Origin of the sequence: Streptomyces sp. NPDC056948, from assembly GCF_042674225.1 — a bacterium.
GTDB lineage: Bacteria > Actinomycetota > Actinomycetes > Streptomycetales > Streptomycetaceae > Streptomyces > Streptomyces purpurascens.
The window spans coordinates 1-16,498 of sequence record NZ_JBHUQX010000202.1 but is presented as its reverse complement, the minus strand read 5'-3'; the positions used below and the strand labels follow the sequence as shown (position 1 = coordinate 16,498).

16 protein-coding genes are annotated in these 16,498 nt (G+C 71.3%); 8 read left to right on the top strand and 8 right to left on the bottom strand.

What is annotated here, in order from left to right:
* Nucleotides 1-144: 144 nt before the first annotated feature.
* The 3 genes from ACFTZL_RS25025 (at nucleotide 145) to ACFTZL_RS25015 (ending at nucleotide 2,379) form a co-directional block, all read left to right on the top strand.
* The gene (locus ACFTZL_RS25025) at nucleotides 145-798 is read left to right on the top strand and encodes a TetR/AcrR family transcriptional regulator (RefSeq protein WP_382586885.1); all 654 of its coding nucleotides are present in this window, start codon (nucleotides 145-147) and stop codon (nucleotides 796-798) included.
* A 10-nt stretch (nucleotides 799-808) separates the two neighbouring features.
* Complete coding sequence (locus ACFTZL_RS25020) at nucleotides 809-1,108, top strand: hypothetical protein (RefSeq protein ID WP_229872876.1); 300 nt, start codon at nucleotides 809-811, stop codon at nucleotides 1,106-1,108.
* A gap of 107 nt (nucleotides 1,109-1,215) precedes the next feature.
* Nucleotides 1,216-2,379, top strand: coding sequence for an NlpC/P60 family protein (locus ACFTZL_RS25015; protein ID WP_382586882.1), 1,164 nt, complete (start codon nucleotides 1,216-1,218; stop codon nucleotides 2,377-2,379).
* Here ACFTZL_RS25015 and ACFTZL_RS25010 read toward each other — a convergent pair.
* Genes ACFTZL_RS25010 through ACFTZL_RS24990 form a run of 5 tightly spaced genes read right to left on the bottom strand, consistent with a single transcriptional unit; the run spans nucleotide 2,343 to nucleotide 7,931 of the window.
* Nucleotides 2,343-3,605, bottom strand: coding sequence for a styrene monooxygenase/indole monooxygenase family protein (locus ACFTZL_RS25010; protein ID WP_382586879.1), 1,263 nt, complete (start codon nucleotides 3,603-3,605; stop codon nucleotides 2,343-2,345). The two genes, ACFTZL_RS25015 and ACFTZL_RS25010, sit on opposite strands and share 37 nt — an antisense overlap.
* Nucleotides 3,606-3,618: 13 nt before the next feature.
* A complete protein-coding gene (locus ACFTZL_RS25005) occupies nucleotides 3,619-4,266 on the bottom strand; it encodes an ATP/GTP-binding protein (protein ID WP_382586876.1) in 648 nt (215 codons plus the stop codon).
* Nucleotides 4,247-4,669 carry a DUF742 domain-containing protein gene (locus ACFTZL_RS25000; protein WP_382586873.1) on the bottom strand — a complete coding sequence of 141 codons (423 nt, stop codon included), beginning with the start codon at nucleotides 4,667-4,669 and terminating at the stop codon, nucleotides 4,247-4,249. Before ACFTZL_RS25000 ends, ACFTZL_RS25005 begins: the two co-directional genes overlap by 20 nt.
* On the bottom strand, nucleotides 4,666-5,190 hold the full coding sequence (locus ACFTZL_RS24995) for a roadblock/LC7 domain-containing protein (RefSeq protein ID WP_382586870.1): 525 nt from the start codon (nucleotides 5,188-5,190) through the stop codon (nucleotides 4,666-4,668). Before ACFTZL_RS24995 ends, ACFTZL_RS25000 begins: the two co-directional genes overlap by 4 nt.
* Complete coding sequence (locus ACFTZL_RS24990) at nucleotides 5,187-7,931, bottom strand: nitrate- and nitrite sensing domain-containing protein (RefSeq protein ID WP_382586868.1); 2,745 nt, start codon at nucleotides 7,929-7,931, stop codon at nucleotides 5,187-5,189. Before ACFTZL_RS24990 ends, ACFTZL_RS24995 begins: the two co-directional genes overlap by 4 nt.
* 368 nt (nucleotides 7,932-8,299) lie before the next feature.
* Here ACFTZL_RS24990 and ACFTZL_RS24985 point away from each other — a divergent pair, with 368 nt between their 5' ends.
* Nucleotides 8,300-9,085 carry a protein phosphatase 2C domain-containing protein gene (locus ACFTZL_RS24985; RefSeq protein WP_382586865.1) on the top strand — a complete coding sequence of 262 codons (786 nt, stop codon included), beginning with the start codon at nucleotides 8,300-8,302 and terminating at the stop codon, nucleotides 9,083-9,085.
* Nucleotides 9,086-9,122: 37 nt separating this feature from the next.
* Here the strand turns inward: ACFTZL_RS24985 and ACFTZL_RS24980 are convergent, their stop codons facing one another.
* From ACFTZL_RS24980 to ACFTZL_RS24970, 3 genes are all read right to left on the bottom strand, one after another.
* Complete coding sequence (locus tag ACFTZL_RS24980; RefSeq protein WP_382586862.1) at nucleotides 9,123-9,617, bottom strand: MarR family winged helix-turn-helix transcriptional regulator; 495 nt, start codon at nucleotides 9,615-9,617, stop codon at nucleotides 9,123-9,125.
* Nucleotides 9,618-9,791: 174 nt separating this feature from the next.
* Complete coding sequence (lon, locus tag ACFTZL_RS24975; protein ID WP_382586859.1) at nucleotides 9,792-12,215, bottom strand: endopeptidase La; 2,424 nt, start codon at nucleotides 12,213-12,215, stop codon at nucleotides 9,792-9,794.
* Between the two features lie 93 nt (nucleotides 12,216-12,308).
* Nucleotides 12,309-13,118 (bottom strand): rhomboid-like protein, encoded by an 810-nt coding sequence (locus ACFTZL_RS24970; RefSeq protein ID WP_382586856.1) that lies wholly within the window; start codon nucleotides 13,116-13,118, stop codon nucleotides 12,309-12,311.
* Between the two features lie 172 nt (nucleotides 13,119-13,290).
* Between ACFTZL_RS24970 and ACFTZL_RS24965 the strand changes: the two genes are divergently transcribed.
* The 4 genes from ACFTZL_RS24965 to ACFTZL_RS24950 all read left to right on the top strand — a co-directional run.
* Entirely contained in the window at nucleotides 13,291-13,968 is a 678-nt protein-coding gene (locus tag ACFTZL_RS24965) for a spermidine synthase (protein ID WP_382586854.1), read from the top strand.
* Nucleotides 13,969-14,103: 135 nt separating this feature from the next.
* On the top strand, nucleotides 14,104-14,844 hold the full coding sequence (locus ACFTZL_RS24960) for a response regulator transcription factor (RefSeq protein WP_184590528.1): 741 nt from the start codon (nucleotides 14,104-14,106) through the stop codon (nucleotides 14,842-14,844).
* Nucleotides 14,841-15,953 (top strand): sensor histidine kinase, encoded by a 1,113-nt coding sequence (locus tag ACFTZL_RS24955; RefSeq protein ID WP_382586851.1) that lies wholly within the window; start codon nucleotides 14,841-14,843, stop codon nucleotides 15,951-15,953. Before ACFTZL_RS24960 ends, ACFTZL_RS24955 begins: the two co-directional genes overlap by 4 nt.
* Before the next feature lie 281 nt (nucleotides 15,954-16,234).
* Nucleotides 16,235-16,498, top strand: a 264-nt coding sequence (locus ACFTZL_RS24950; RefSeq protein WP_382586849.1) for a hypothetical protein, incomplete at its 3' end; no start/stop codon positions are given.

The window sequence follows — 16,498 nt, the reverse complement described above, 5'->3', positions numbered from 1 at the left end:
CCCATCGCGCCGTTCCGAGGACGGACACCCCCCGACACGGCCCCGACCCACCACCCGGCGAGATGGCGCGACGCGCACCCCCACCGAACCCGCGCAGGCCGCCGCAGGCACCCCCGCCCCCCCCCCCCGGCTACGCTGCGAGTCATGACACCAGCCGCCCCCACCCCCGCCTACCGGCGACTCAGCGTCGAGGAACGCCGCAGCCAGCTACTCACCTCCGCGCTGTCGCTCTTCGCGCACCGCGCCCCGGAGGACGTCTCCCTGGACGACGTGGCGGAGGCGGCGGGGGTGTCACGCCCCCTGGTGTACCGGTACTTCCCCGGCGGCAAGCAGCAGCTCTACGAGGCCGCCCTGCGCTCCGCCGCCGACGAGCTCCGGACCTGCTTCGACGAACCCCGCGAGGGCCCCCTCCTCCCCCGCCTGTCCCGCGCCCTCGACCGCTACCTCGCCTTCGTCGACCAGCACGACGCCGGCTTCAGCGCCCTCCTCCAGGGTGGCAGCGTCGTGGAGACCTCACGGACGACCGCCATCGTCGACGGCGTACGCCGCGCCGCCGCCGAGCACATCGTCAGCCACCTGCGGGTCACCGCCCCCGGCCCCCGCCTGCGCATGACCATCCGCATGTGGATCACGGCCGTGGAGGCCTCGTCGCTCATCTGGCTCGACGAGGACAAGCAGCCCCCCGCCGAGGACCTCCGCGACTGGCTCGTCGAGCAGTTCGTGGCCATGTTGTCGGTGACGGCCCGCCGCGACCCGCAGACCGACGCCCTGGTCCAGGCCCTCGCCGAGGATGTCTGACACTGATCTGGTGAAGAGCGAAGACACCCCCTTCGAGGGCGGCCCCATGGACGGCAGAGTCCTGCCCGTCCTGCTCGGCATCACCGGCCACCCGCCCAAGACGTACCGCATCCCCGTCCCGGACCCCGCCGGCGGCCCGCCCACCGTGCTCGTCTACCTCCGCGTGCCCCGCGGACCGGGCAGGGTCGGCCTGACCAACCGCTGGAAGTACGAGTACGCCCCCGAGGGCGCTCCGCCCCGGCGGCTCACATGGCCCTGGTCGAAGCCACACGCCACGCCGCCCGGCAAGCGGGACGACGCCGACGGGTGACCCTGTTGCGCCGAACCGCGCAGGCTTACCCCACACACCCCCCGCACACCCCTCATCCTCACGATGTCCGGTGGCCGAAGGGCCGCCCCCGCATCGGAGGTGATGGCATGTCAGGAACCCTTCTGCGTCTGGCCTGTACGGCGGCGGTGGCAGCAGCAACCGTCCTCGCACCCGTTCCCGCCCCCGCCACAGCGGCCCCGAAACCCGACCCCGGACCGCCGCCGGCCTCCCTCGCCTACCTCCTGACGGACCTTCAGCAGCTCTACCGCAAGGCGGAACAGGCCACCGAGGCCTACAACGCCACCGAGGAGAAGCTGAAGAAGCAGCGCGCCGAGACCGACCGCCTGAACCGCGCCCTGGCCCGCGCCCGGCTCTCCCTGCACGACAGCCGGGGCGCGGTCGGCCGCCTGGCCCGGCAGCAGTACCAGGGCAGTTCGGACATCTCTCCGTACGTACGGCTGCTCCTGGCCCGCGATCCCCAGCACGCGATCGACCAGGGCCATGTGATCGGCCGGATCGCACGGGAACGGGCCGACACCATCAACCGGCTGACCGGCAGCGAGCGGAAGGCCGACGAGCTGGCCCGCAAGGCCCGCAAGGCCCTCGACGGGCAGCTCGCCCTCACCGAGCGGCGGAAGAAGGAACGGGACCAGGTCGTCAAACGGCTGCACGACGTCGAGGACCTGCTCGCCACCCTCAGCCGCGACCAGCTCGCCGCCCTCTCCGCGTTCGAGAGGAACGGGATCACGAAGGCCCAGAAGAAGTTCATGGCGTCCGGCGCGCTCAGCAGCGTCCGCAGACCATCAGCGGAGGGCGACCGAGCCCTGCGCTACGTCGTCCGGCAGCTCGGCAAGCCGTACGAGTGGGGCGCGGAGGGCCCGAAGTCGTACGACTGCTCGGGCCTGACCTCGCAGGCGTGGGCGGAGGCCGGGGCGCCCATCCCCCGGACCAGCCAGGAGCAGTGGAAGCGGCTGAAGCGGATCCCGCTCGCCGAGTTGCGCCCGGGAGACCTGGTGGTCTACTTCCCCGAGGCCACGCACGTGGCGCTGTACCTCGGAGACGGCATGGTCGTACAGGCACCCCGCCCGGGTGCGAAGGTGAAGGTGTCACCGATCGCGGCCAACCCGCTCCTGGGCGCCGTACGCCCGGACCCGTCCGGGAAGCCCCTGCGGCGGTACGCGCCGCCGAAGCTCCCCGGCGGCGCCACGGACGGGTCGGACAAGGGCTACGACGGCTACGCGGCGCCCGCGCCGGACAGCTCGGCCAGGTAGGCCCCCGTCTTCTCCGGGTCGTAGAAGAAGTTCTCGAAGTCGGCCGGGTCGTTGAAGCCGTTGGCGAAGCGGTCGGCGGCCGGCTGGAGCTCGCCGGCGGCGCCGATCAGGTTCAGGATGTGCTCCGGCGGCGGCGCGAGCATCGCGTTGGTCCACTTCGTGACGTGCTGGGCGGTGTCCCAGTAGCGGTCGAAGGCCGACCGCATCCACTCCTCGTCGAACGGCTTGTCGCCGTGCTCGACGATCGCGGAGAGGTACGCGGCGGCGCACTTGGACGCCGAGTTGGAGCCCTGCCCGGTGATCGGGTCGTTCGCCACGACGACGTCCGCCACACCCAGTACGAGCCCGCCGCCGGGGAGGCGGCCGATGGGGTTGCGGACGGTGGGGGCGTAGCGGCCGGCGAGCGTGCCGCCCCCGTCGGTCAGCTCGACCTTGGTGGCCCGCGCGTACTCCCAGGGGACGTACCGCTCCATGAGTTCCAGGGTCAGGGAGAGGTGCTCCGCGGGGTCCTTGACGCCGGCGAAGGCGTCGAGCGGGCCGCCGGGTATGCCCTCCCAGAACAGGATGTCGGCACGGCCGGACGTGGTCAGAGTGGGCATGACGAACAGTTCGCCGACGCCCGGCACGAGGTTGCAGCGGACCCCTTCGGTGTCCGGGTGCTCGGGGCGCGGGCCCAGACCGTGGACGTACGACACGGCCAGCGCGCGCTGCGGCTCACTGTAGGGGGAACGCTCCGGGTCCCGGCCGAACATCTGGACCAGCTCGCCCTTGCCGGCCGCGACCAGCACCAGGTCGTACGTGCGGGCGAAGTAGTCGAGGTCGCCGACGGCAGCGCCGTGGATGACGAGCTGGCCGCCGCGCTGGGCGAACGTCTCCATCCAGCCGGCCATCTTCACGCGCTGGTCGATCGACTGCGCGTACCCGTCGAGCCTGCCCAGCCAGTCGATCGCACGCGCCGCGGGACCCTCGGCCCAGGAGCCGGGGGCGGCGACCGAGACGCCGAGTCCCTGGATCTTCGGGGCCTGGGACTCCCAGAAGTTCAGCTGGAGATCGCGCTCGTGCTGCAGTGCCGTGTGGAACATGCACTGCGTCGACATGACCCGGCCGGTGCGGATCTCGTCCGCCGTCCGGTTGGACATCAGGGTGACCTCGTACCCCTGCGACTGGAGGCCGAGAGCGATCTGGAGCCCGGACTGACCGGCTCCGACGACGAGTATCTTCCGCATGCGGGGCTGTCCTCTACTCGGGGGTTTCGTCGAGCGCGTGGCCCACCAGGGCCAGGAGGGTCTCGATCACGGAGATCCGGCGACGCGCGTCCATGATCATGACAGGTATGTGTCGCGGGATGGTCAAGGCCTCCCGCACATCCTCCGGCTCGAACAGCTCGCTGTCGTCGAAGTGGTTGACCGCGACCACGTACGGCAGTCCGGAGCTCTCGAAGTAGTCCAGTACCGGGAAGCAGTCCTTCAGCCGGCGTGTGTCGGCCATGACGACCGCGCCGATCGCGCCGCGCACGATGTCGTCCCACATGAACCAGAACCGCTGCTGGCCCGGTGTGCCGAACAGGTAGAGCACCAGGTCGTCGTCGAGCGTGAGGCGCCCGAAGTCCATGGCCACGGTGGTGGTGGTCTTGCCCGGTGTCTCGGTGAGATCGTCGGTGGCCTCGCTCGCCTCGGTCATCAGCGCCTCGGTCTGCAGGGGCGTGATCTCCGAGGCGGCGGTGACCAGGGTGGTCTTGCCCACGCCGAAGCCGCCCGCCACCACGATCTTCGTGGCGATGGGTGCGCGTGTGCGGTCCGTCTCCCAGGCGTGCATGCTCGCGTCGGGCTGAACGAACGGGGATGTTGCGGAGACGCCGTGAGCGGCGTCAGAGACGACGGAGTCCACTCAGCACCCTTTCCAGCAGAGCTCGGTCCGGGCGGCCCGTGCCGTGGCCGGTTCCCGTTCCGTACACACGAATCTTTCCCTGGTCCGCGAGGTCGCTGAGGAGCACGCGGACCACGCCGAGCGGCATCTTCAGCAGCGCGGCGATCTCGGCCACCGTACGCATCCGGCGGCACAGTTCGACGATGGCCTGGAGCTCCGGCATCACGCGGGTGGAGAGGGAGCCGTTCGTCAGTTCCCGGCGCTCCTCCGGCGCCTCCAGCGCGGCCGTGCTCGCCACGAACGTCTCCACCAGGAGGACGTGGCCGAACCGGGTACGGCCGCCGGTGAGCGAATAGGGGCGGACCCGGGCGGGTTTGCGCTCACCGCCGCGGACCGGCAGGTGATGCTTGGGCGTACTGCTCATCGGGCACTCCCCGTCGTCTGGGACCGCTCCAGGGAACTACGGAGCTCGCTGCGGAGTTCGGGCGTCAGGACATGGCCGGCGCGGCCGACGAACAGGGCCATGTGGTACGCCACCACGCTCATGTCGCACTCCGCGGAGCCGTGGACGCCGAGCAGCGAGCCGTCGCTGATCGACATCACGAACAGGCTGCCCTCGTCCATCGCGACCATCGTGTGCCGGACCCCGCCGAAGTCCATCAGCTTGGCGGCGCCGATGGTGAGGCTGCCGATGCCGGAGACGATGGTGGCCAGGTCGGCGGCGGAGCCGCGCGGGCCGGTCCGTTTGGTTCCGCGGGCCTGCAGGGCTTCCCGGGCCTGCCGGTTGCGGTGGTCGTCGGAGGAGAGCAGGAGCAGTCCGTCGGAGGAGACGACCGCGACCGAGAGGATGCCGGGCACCTCCTCGACGAGGTTGGTCAGCAGCCAGTGCAGGTTGCGGGCCTCACTGCTCAGCCCGATCAGTCCGAAGGTACTGGGAGCGGTCAACTGCTTGCCTCCTCGGCTGTGCCCCCCGTGGCTTCTTCGGATACAGCTGGTCCTGATGTGCCGGTGGCCGGCCGCTTGTGCGAGGCCGTCTGCTCGGCGATCTCCGCCTCCACCTCGCGGTAGCCGGCCTGGGCGCCCTGGCGGAAGCCGCCGAGGCGGCGCCGGAGGGCCGCGGCGTCCACCGAGCCGCTGCGCTGGCGCGGGGCGGTGGTCTGGGCGGTGATCTTCGGGGTGCGCTTGGGGAGGCCCTTGTCGGTGACGCGTTCGTGTTCCGCGTCGGCCTCGGCCTCGGCATCGTCTTCGGCGTGTTCGTTGCCGCCCGCACCGTCCGTGCGGCTTTCGTCGACGGCTGCCGGTTCGTGCTGTATCGGCTCCGCTTCCCCCTGCGGTGCCGGAATCAGCAGCTCCATCGTGGTCTCGGCAGGGGTCTCCGCCGGTGCAGCCGGTGCAGCCGGTTCCGGATGCTCCGGGTGATCCGTGGCCTCGTCCACGGCCCCCGCGAGCTCCTCCCGCCGTACCGCGTTCTCCGCCAGCGTCACCAGGGGGTCCCCGCCGTTCGCGCGGCCGTGCAGGACGTTGGAGTTGGCCTCGGCGTCGGCGCCCGGGAAGGAGACGGTGTGGGTCGTGCCGGAGAGCGGGCCGGAGGCCGGGACGGCCGCGTGCGGGGCGGCAGCGAACAGGTTGCGGGGCAGGACGACGACGGCCGCGACACCGCCCTGCTTCTGCTCGCGCAACTGCACGCGCACACCGTGCCGGTGGGCGAGGCGGGCCACGACGTACAGGCCGAGCCCGAGACCGTCCTCACCCTCCTGGTCGTAGGGCGCCTCCGGGTCGAAGTCGGCGAGACGGGAGTTCAGGCGCTCCAGCCGGTCCTCGGTCATGCCGATGCCCTCGTCCTGGACGGAGAGCATGACCTCGCCGTTCTCCAGCAGCCAGCCGGAGACCTCGACGGGCTGGTCGGGCGGGGAGAACGACGTGGCGTTCTCCATGAGTTCGGCCAGCAGGTGGGAGAGGTCGTCCGCGGCGAACCCGGCTATGTGCGCGTGCGGCGGCAGCGCGGCGATACGGACCCGCTCGTACCGCTCGATCTCGCTCACCGCGGCACGGACGATGTCCACGAGCGGCACGGGCCCGGCGGCGTGCTGGACGTGCTCGGTGCCGGCGAGGACCAGGAGGTTCTCGCTGTGCCGGCGCATGACCGTCGCGAAGTGGTCGAGCTTGAACAGGGTGGCGAGCCGGTCCGGGTCCTGCTCGCGCTCCTCCAGGTTCTCGATGACGGCCAGTTGCCGCTCGACCAGTCCGAGGGTGCGCAGCGCGAGGTTGACGAACGTACCGCCGATGGCCGTGCGCACCCGCTCGAGCTGGGCGACGGACTCGGCGAGTTCGCCGCGCAGTTCCTCGCGTGCGTCGGCCATCTTCTGGCGCTGGCCGACGAGGTGCTTGCGGTCGGACTCCAGCGTGGTGATCCGCCCGGTCAGGCCGGCCGCGTGCGCGTGCAGGGCGTTGACGGAGCGGACGACCTGGGCGAACTCGTCGTTGCGGCCGGTGAACTTCACCGGCTCCTCGGCCCCCGGGTCCTCGGCCTCGGCGAGGCGCTTCGACCCCAGCCGCAGGACCGCCAGGGGCCGGGTGAGGCTGCGGGCCATGCCCGTGGCGACGCCGACGGCGAGCAGCATGAGGGCGCCGAGGACGGCGATGCGGATCTCCAGCGCGGTGACGTCGTCGTCGCGCAGCACCTCGAGGTCCTTGGTGCTCCGGTCGTAGAGGGCGGACTCCACGCCGCGCATCAGGTCGACCCGGGCCGAGAGGGCCGCGTCCAGCCGCTTCGTGTTGGTGGAGAGCTCGCCTCCCGACAGCGTCGGCTGGTCGGTGAGGGTGGCGAGGTACTTCTCGGCGGAGTTGACCTCGGTGCCGGTGACCGTGGAGTCGAACGAGGCGCGGGCCGCCTTGGGCGCGGTGTCGCGGAAGTCGGCCAGCGCCGCGTCGGAGCGCAGCCGGGCCTGCTGGGCGGCGGCGCTCAGGGCGTCGCGCTGCCGGGCGTCGGCGTCGGAGGAGGTCTCGGTCGGCAGACCGGTGACCGGGTCGATCGTCTCGGTGCCGCGCGGCACGCTGAGGGCGGCGAGCAGCAGCCCGCGGGCCGCGGCGGCCTGCTGGACGGCGGAGTCCAGCTCGGCCCGGGCGTAGGCGCCGGAGCCCGCGCGGGGCGGCGTCTGCTGGGCCAGCCGCTCGGCGAGCCGGTGGAGTTGGGTGATGGCGGTGGAGTACGCCTGGTGCGCTTCGAGCGCGCTGCTCTTGCCGGTGAGCGCCGCCCGGCGGACGGCCGCGATGTCGTCGAGGTCCGAGCGGAGCGAGTCGGGCGTGTCGGTGTCGGCCCGCAACTCCTCGACCTGCCGGTCCACGCGGGCGCTGCGCTGCTCGGAGGGCGCCTTGGCCTTGGGGCGGCCGGCCGCTATGTAGGAGGTGACGTCGTCCCGCTCGTCGGCGAGGGAGTGCGCGAGCCCGAGGGCGTCCTGCGTCTGCTCGGTGAGCGTCACCAGCTCCTGCGAGTCGTGGAGTTGCCCGGAGGCGGCCAGCACGGACGGGGTGCCGGCTCCGGCGATGGCCGCGGCGACCACGGCCACGGCGACGATGAGCCGGTTGCGTACGTGCGTGGGGCGGCCCTTGCCGGTGGAGGGCGTCGGCTCAGTGCCCTGAGCGGGGGCCGTCTGCTTGCCTGTACGACGAGGCCGCGTCTTCTGCACCGGTGCTCGCATTCCTGACTCGTGAACCCATGGGCCCGGGTGACGTTCCGTCAACTGACGCGTACTCCCGGTACACTTCCCGACCCTCCCAGCGCCGGTGGCCAGCGCACGTGCATCACCTGACCCGCCACCCGAAGGAGTGAACCCCGGACGAGAGTTGAGGGGCAAGTTCCGCTGGCCCTTGCAGCGGCCGTGCGCGGCACGCCGGTTGGACGTCGACGGCGGGCGGTGGCAATATTCGCCGCCACGCCTTCCCGGAGCAAAGCATTCCATCCCAAATCAGGCGTCTGACCTGCGCGGCCGCACCGGTCCCGCAACTATTGCCAGCCTTTTGCGACCCTTGTGAAGGGCTCGTGCAGACTGGCTGGATGCGCACTGAACTCGCCTCGGAGCCGGGAGACGCCGACCGCCCCAACGAGGACTTCGCCAGTGTCGGACTACCTGCCTCCGGACAGGGCGGTTCGGTCGTCGTCCTGGACGGTGTCACGCCACCGAAGGGCGGGACGGGCTGTCTGCATTCCGTCCCCTGGTTCACCGCGCGCCTCGGCGGAGCCCTGACCGAACTGACCGTTTCACTCCCGAATGCTCCCCTGGTCGACGCGTTGTCCCGCGCCATCGCGCGTACCTCCGAAGCGCACGCGGCAACCTGTGACCTTTCTCACCCACGGACACCACAGGCCACGGTGGTCGTGGCCCGCTGGACCCCGGCCACGGTGGAGTACCTCGTGCTCTCGGACTCCGCCCTCCTCCTGGAGTCCCCCGACGGCGTGGTGACGCCCGTCCTCGACGACCGCCTCTCCCTCCTCCCCCGCTCGGCCCTGGCCACGGACGCGCTGGTGGACTCCACGGTCCGCAACAAGGAGGGCGGCTTCTTCACCGCGGCCGCCGACCCCTCGGTGGCCCGGCGGGCGGTGACGGGAACCGTGCCCCGCCAGGAGGTACGCGCCCTGACCGCCCTGACGGACGGCGCCACCCGCTGGGTGGAGAGGTTCGAGGAGGGCGATTGGACGGACTGCTTCCACCTCCTACGCAAGGAGGGACCACAGGCGCTGGTGGATCGCGTACGGGCGCTGGAGCGGGGGGACACCGCCAGGACGTTCCTGGGCCGGAGCAAGACACATGACGACGCCACGGTCGTGTACGTCGAGTTCTAGGCGCTCGCCATCCCGGACGCCCGCTCGGCGCCGGGGGCTACTTCTCCATGCCGCGGTTGAGCTGGTGCAGCAGCCGGGCCAGTTCCGTGACCTCGTGGGTGTCCCAGTCGGCCAGGCGGCCGGCGTAGCGGGCGCGGCGGGCCTCCCGCACCCGGCGGACACGGTCGTGGCCCTCCTGGGTGAGGGCGACGAGCCAGGCGCGGCCGTCGGCGGGGTCGGGCTCGCGCGCGACCAGCCCGAGCTCCTCCAGGGCGCGAAGCTGGCGGGACATCGTGGCCTTGCCGACGCCGATGTAGCCGGCGAGCTCGGTGGCCCGCTGGCTGCCGCACTCGTCGAGCCGGACGAGGAGCCCGTACGCGGACGACTCCAGGTCGGGGTGGACCTCGCGGGCCATCTCGCCCTGGTTGGCCCGAGCACGCCGCAGCAGCACGGTCAGCTCACGCTCCAGCGCGAGGAAGGCGGGCTGGTCCACACCGCTCGCGGCCAGGGCGGACTCGCCTCCCGGCCCGTCGCCGTTCCCGTTGTCCTGCACGTCAGCCCCTGCCTCGGTATCGCCCCGTACTGAGATTTTCCGTCACCTGCCGTCATCGGCGCAGTTCGGCAAGTATTCCGCAGGTCACGGCGCGCCCGTACACAGGGCCACCGCACGGTGAAGGCCCGGGCCTCCCTCACGAGAACCCGGGCCTTCCCTGTCCGATCACGTCCGTCACGCCGCGACCGGAACCTCCGGCGCCGCCCCGTTCGTCGCGGGCGCGAGCGCCAGCTCCAGGACCTGGCGGACGTCGGTCACGGCGTGGACGTCGAGCCTGTCCAGCACCTCGGCCGGGACGTCGTCCAGGTCGGGTTCGTTGCGCTTGGGGATGATCACGGTGGTGACCCCGGCGCGATGGGCGGCCAGCAGCTTCTGCTTCACGCCGCCGATCGGCAGGACCCGCCCGGTCAGCGAGACCTCGCCGGTCATCGCCACATCCGTGCGGACCAGCCGGCCGGACAGCAGGGACGCGAGGGCCGTGGTCATCGTGATGCCGGCGCTGGGGCCGTCCTTGGGGACCGCGCCCGCCGGGAAGTGGATGTGCACGCCCCGGTCCTTCAGATCACCCACCGGCAGTTCGAGCTCGGCACCGCGGGAGCGCAGGAAGCTCAGCGCGATCTGCGCGGACTCCTTCATCACGTCGCCGAGCTGGCCGGTCAGGGTCAGCCCGGCCGCGCCGGTCTCGGGATCGGCCAGCGAGGCCTCCACATAGAGCACGTCACCGCCCGCTCCCGTCACCGCGAGCCCGGTCGCCACACCCGGCACCGACGTCCGCCGCTCCGCCGGGTCCTGCGCGGACTCGGGCACATGGTGCGGCCGGCCGATCAGTGCCCGCAGATCCCCGTCCGTGACGGTGTACGGCAGCTTCCGCTCGCCCAGTTCGTGCTGGGCCGCGACCTTGCGCAGCAGCCGTGCGACGGACCGCTCCAGATTGCGCACGCCCGCCTCGCGCGTGTACTCACCGGCGAGCTTGCGCAGCGCCCCCTCGTCGATGGCCACCTCGTCCTCGGCGAGCCCGGCCCGCTCAAGCTGGCGCGGCAGCAGGTGGTCGCGGGCGATGACGACCTTCTCGTCCTCGGTGTAACCGTCCAGGCGGACGATCTCCATCCGGTCGGCCAGCGCCTCCGGGATGGCCTCCAGCACGTTGGCGGTGGCCAGGAAGACGACGTCCGACAGGTCGAGCTCGACCTCCAGGTAGTGGTCCCGGAAGGTGTGGTTCTGCGCCGGGTCGAGGACTTCGAGGAGGGCGGCGGCCGGGTCGCCCCGGAAGTCCGAGCCCACCTTGTCGATCTCGTCGAGCAGCACGACCGGGTTCATCGACCCGGCCTCCTTGATGGCTCGGACGACACGGCCGGGCAGCGCGCCGACGTACGTACGCCGGTGGCCGCGGATCTCGGCCTCGTCGCGCACACCGCCGAGGGCGACGCGCACGAACTTCCGGCCCATGGCGTGGGCGACGGACTCACCCAGGCTGGTCTTGCCGACACCGGGCGGCCCCACGAGTGCGAGCACGGCACCGCCGCGCCGCCCGCCGACCACGCCCAGCCCCCGGTCGGTACGCCGCTTGCGCACCGCGAGGTACTCGGTGATCCGCTCCTTCACGTCCTCGAGGCCCGCGTGCTCGGCGTCGAGGACGCCCTGGGCGCCCTGGATGTCGTACGCGTCCTCGGTGCGCTCGTTCCACGGCATCTCCAGAACCGTGTCGAGCCAGGTGCGGATCCACGAACCCTCGGGCGACTGGTCGGAGGACCGCTCCAGCTTGTCGACCTCCTTGAGCGCGGCCTCGCGGACGTTCTCGGGCAGGTCGGCGGCCTCCACGCGGGTGCGGTAGTCGTCGGACTCCTCACCGTCCTGCTCGCCGTTCAGCTCGCGCAGCTCCTTGCGGACGGCTTCCAGCTGACGCCGCAGCAGGAACTCGCGCTGCTGCTTGTCGACGCCTTCCTGGACGTCCTTGGCGATGGACTCGGCCACGTCCTGCTCGGCGAGGTGGTCGCGCAACTGCTGGGCGGCGAGCTTCAGCCGGGCCACCGGGTCGGTGGTCTCCAGCAGCTCGATCTTCTGGTCGGTGGTCAGGAACGGCGAGTAGCCGGAGTTGTCGGCGAGCGCCGAGACGTCGTCGATGGCCTGGACCCGGTCGACGACCTGCCACGCGCCGCGACCCCGCAGCCATGCGGTGGCGAGGGCCTTGTATTCCTTGACCAGTTCGGCGACCTGGCCGGGCAGCGGCTCCGGCACGGTCTCTTCGAGGCGTGTGCCCTCGACCCAGAGGGCGGCGCCGGGACCCGTGGTCCCCGCCCCGATGCGCACCCGGCCCCGGCCGCGGATCAGGGCGCCCGGGTCGCCGTCGGCGAGCCTGCCGACCTGCTCGACGGTGCCGAGGACACCGGTGTTCGCGTAGGTCCCGTCGATCCGTGGAACCAGGAGTACCCGGGGCTTCCCGGGCGTTGACCTGGCAGCGGCCTGAGCGGCCTCCACCGCGGCACGGACCTCGGAGTCGCTCAGATCCAGCGGGACCACCATCCCGGGCAGCACGACCTCGCCGTCGAGCGGCAGCACGGGCAGGGTGAGCGGTGTGAACGCCTTGGACTCAGCAGCCATGATCTCCCCTTCGGCAGTCAAGTTGAGCTATGCCGACTCAATGCACGGGAGCTGCCGGATGTTCCCCTACCGCCGTTCGCTGTGAGCGATCACTTACGAAGCGCTGGTCCGGGAGGTCGCAGCGCGCTTCGCGCGCCACCGTCGGAGCAGCGGCCAGGTCGCGATGCCGATGGCCAGGGCGATCAGATGACCCCAGTTCGTCATGGGGTCGGTGAAGGCGAGGAGGTCCTGGAGCAGCATCCCGCCGAAGACGGCCAGCAGCGGCACACGCACCCAGGGCGACAGCAGGCCGGCCAGGGCGCCGGTGCCGGCGGCGACGCCGAAGCTGACGCCGTAGTCGAGGCGGTGCAGCGAACTGTCGGGGAGGTGCCCGGCCAGCACCGCGAGCGCTACCGGGACCTCGGTCGCCAGGGTGGCCAGGACGTGCCCGAGCAGGAACACACCGGCCGTGCGCAGGCCCCCGATCCGCCGTTCCAGCGCGGTCAGCACCAGCACGAACCCGATCGTGAACGGCGAGGCCACCCCGCCCGCGACCCACAGCGCACTGCCGACCAGCACCAGCCCCGGCGTCCGCACCAGGTGCGCGACATCGGTGCTGGAGCCCTGGAGCAGGGCATGGACCAGCCCAGGGTCCGCGTACGCGGAGATCAGCGAGGTGACACAGAGCACGATCGCGTACCCGAACGTGAACGGCGTACCCGTGGGCGTGGGCAGCAGCCGCCAGGGCCGCAGCGCCCGGAGCCGGGGCCCCTTCGCCGGGACGGATTCCCGTACGCCCGCACCCACGCGCTCCCGCGGGCCCCGCTGCCTCGGAACCCCGTCCAGCAGCCCCGACACGTCGGAAACGGGCACGCCCGCCGGCGCCGTCGCGGCCGTCTCGTCGGGCGGCGCGGTACGTTCCAAAACGGGCGCTCCTTCCGTCTTGCCCCAGCCTTCGCCTACCTCTACCCCACTGTCTGTGACCGGCGCCACGCGAGAGCCGATTCACAGCAACCTGAAAGCCGCGTTCCGCGTCCCCCGCCGGCCGCTCCGCAATTCTTGGCGCCGTACGCCCCGCACCTGCCAGGATGCTCCGATGCTCACCTCGAACGACCCGCCCGATGTACTGGACCGCCGCGAGGGCCCGCACGGCGAGGTCGTGCTGCGGCGGCACGGTGACCGGCTGGAGATCATCGCGAACGGCTGCTTCCTGATGGACACCTCCGACGGCCGCTCGGAGCGGCGGCTGATCGACGCGGCCCTGGACGCCCTGGCCGGTCGCGAGCACCCGGACGTGCTGATCGGCGGACTCGGCGTCGGTTTCTCCCTCGCCCACGCGGCGGCGGACCCCCGCTGGGGAGGGATCGCGGTCGTGGAACGCGAGCACGCGATTGTCGAATGGCACCTGGACGGCCCGCTCTCCGCGTTCTCCGCCGAGGCCCTTGCCGACCCCCGCGCGAAAATCGTCGAAGCCGATCTCGTGGCCTACGTCAATGAGACATCCGACACGTTCGACGCCCTGTGTCTCGACATCGACAACGGTCCCGGCTGGACCGTCACTGAGGGCAACGGAAATCTCTACTCGGAAGCCGGACTGGCAAGCTGCGCACGGGTGTTGAGACCCGGAGGGGTGCTCGCCGTCTGGTCCGCCCAACCCTCGCCGGAATTCGAAGAAACCTTGCGGAATGCCGGGTTCCAGCGGGTGCGTACCGAAGAGATCCCGGTTGCCCGGGGCGTTCCCGACGTCGTACACCTCGGCATCCGCCCTGGATAGCAAAGGTGTGCTGCCTCCCCGTACGCTGCTCCTCTGACGCCGATCATTCAAGCGTCAATCGCAACGATGCGCAGGCATAGCCAGTTGGAACGAATCACCCCACTGATTCCGGAAAGCACACCCCAGGGGCGGGCGATGGAGCAGACACAGACCTCCCACAACGGTTCGGCGACGGCTACCCCAGGCGCGCAGCGCCGGGTTCTCGTCGTCGAGGACGACGCCACGATCGTGGACGCCATCGCGACCCGCCTGCGAGCCGAGGGATTCCTCGTGCAAACGGCGGGCGACGGTCCGGCAGCGGTCGACACGGCCGAGGCCTGGCAGCCCGACCTGCTGATCCTCGACATCATGCTGCCCGGCTTCGACGGTCTGGAGGTCTGCCGGCGCGTGCAGGCCGCCCGGCCGGTGCCGGTGATGATGCTCACCGCGCGCGACGACGAGACCGACATGCTGGTCGGGCTGGGCGTCGGCGCCGACGACTACATGACGAAGCCGTTCTCGATGCGGGAGCTGGCGGCGCGTGTGCACGTGCTGCTGCGCCGTGTGGAGCGGGCCGCGCTGGCCGCCGCGACGCCGCGCAGCGGCATCCTGCGCCTCGGCGAACTGGAGATCGACCACGCACAGCGACGCGTGCGGGTGCGGAGTGAGGATGTTCACCTCACGCCGACCGAGTTCGATCTGCTGGTCTGCCTGGCGAACACCCCGCGCGCGGTGCTCTCGCGCGAGCAGCTTCTCGCCGAGGTCTGGGACTGGGCGGACGCCTCCGGCACCCGGACCGTCGACAGCCACATCAAGGCGCTGCGCCGGAAGATCGGCGCCGAGCGGATCCGTACGGTGCACGGCGTGGGCTACGCCCTGGAGACCCCGACGCCATGAGCGGCGGGCCGGCCGCACGGAGAAACCCCGGGGAGCCGGAACCCTGGGGCGGGGTGAGCCCGTTCTCGATCAAGACCAAGCTGGGCGCGCTGGTCGTCATCTCGGTGCTGATCACCACAGGTCTGTCGGTGATCGCGGTGCACACGAAGACGGAGCTGCGCTTCATCACGGTCTTCTCGATGATCGCCACACTTCTCATCACGCAGTTCGTGGCCCATTCGCTCACCGCGCCGCTGGACGAGATGACCGCGGTGGCCCGCTCCATCTCGCAGGGCGACTACACCCGCCGGGTGCGGGACAACCGCCGTGACGAGCTGGGCGACCTGGCGGTGACGATCAACGCCATGGCCGACGAGCTGGAGGCCCAGGACCGCCAGCGCAAGGAGCTGGTGGCGAACGTCTCGCACGAGCTGCGCACGCCCATCGCGGGTCTGCGCGCGGTGCTGGAGAACATCGTCGACGGCGTCACGCAGGCCGACCCGGAGACGATGCGCACGGCTCTGAAGCAGACCGAGCGGCTCGGCCGGCTGGTGGAGACGCTGCTGGACCTGTCCCGCCTGGACAACGGCGTCGTACCGCTGAAACAGCGGCGCTTCGAGGTGTGGCCCTATCTGTCGGGCGTGCTGAAGGAGGCCAACATGGTCGCCTCCGTGCGCGCGGGCATCGCCACCGGCTCGGGCAGCCACACCCGTACGGACGTCCATCTGCACCTCGACGTCTCCCCGCCGGAGTTGACCGCGCACGCCGACCCGGAGCGCATCCACCAGGTCGTGGCCAACCTCATCGACAACGCGGTCAAGCACAGCCCGCCGCACGGCCGGGTGACGGTCAAGGCGCGGCGCGGCTCACTGCCGGAGTCGCTGGAGCTGGAGGTCCTGGACGAGGGCCCCGGCATTCCGAAGTCCGAGTGGCACCGTGTGTTCGAACGGTTCAACCGCGGCAGCGCCAAGCGGCCGCCGGGGTCGGGCAGCGACGGCGGCACAGGTCTCGGCCTCGCCATCGCCCGCTGGGCGGTGGATCTGCACGGTGGGCGGATCGGAGTGGCCGAATCCGAGCGAGGTTGCCGGATTCTTGTCACTCTTCCAGGACTTCCATCTGTGCCAAGTTGACGTAAAGTTCGAAGCGGAGCCTCAAGATCCACGGGCGTCCGCGCTGACGGACACGTGTGATCAGGCACAGACCCGCGCCGTCGGCGCCCCGGGTGCCGCTCCGCCCTTCCCTCCTTAAGCGGAACCACGCTTGTTTCCCGCCATTTCAAGCGCCGAAACACTCTTTGAAGTGTGACTTGCGTGACGTTGAACGGGCCCGGCCTGACCTTCGCGGTCGGGGAGGCGTAGCCTTGATTCCCGCTGTCCATCATCTTGTGAAGCGGAAGAGGGCGGTTACCGCCGTGTCGCCACAGTCCCCCAGTAACTCGAGCATCTCGACCGACACCGACCAAGCGGGGAGGAACCCCGCCGCGTCGTTCGGTGCCAACGAGTGGCTCGTCGACGAGATCTATCAGCAGTACCTCCAGGACCCGAATTCGGTAGACCGAGCCTGGTGGGACTTCTTCGCCGACTACAAGCCAGGGGCGGCCGCCGCCTCGGCTCCGGCGGGTACCGCGGCCGCGGGGGCCGCGGGGACCACCACCGCTCAGCCGGCGGCCCAGGCC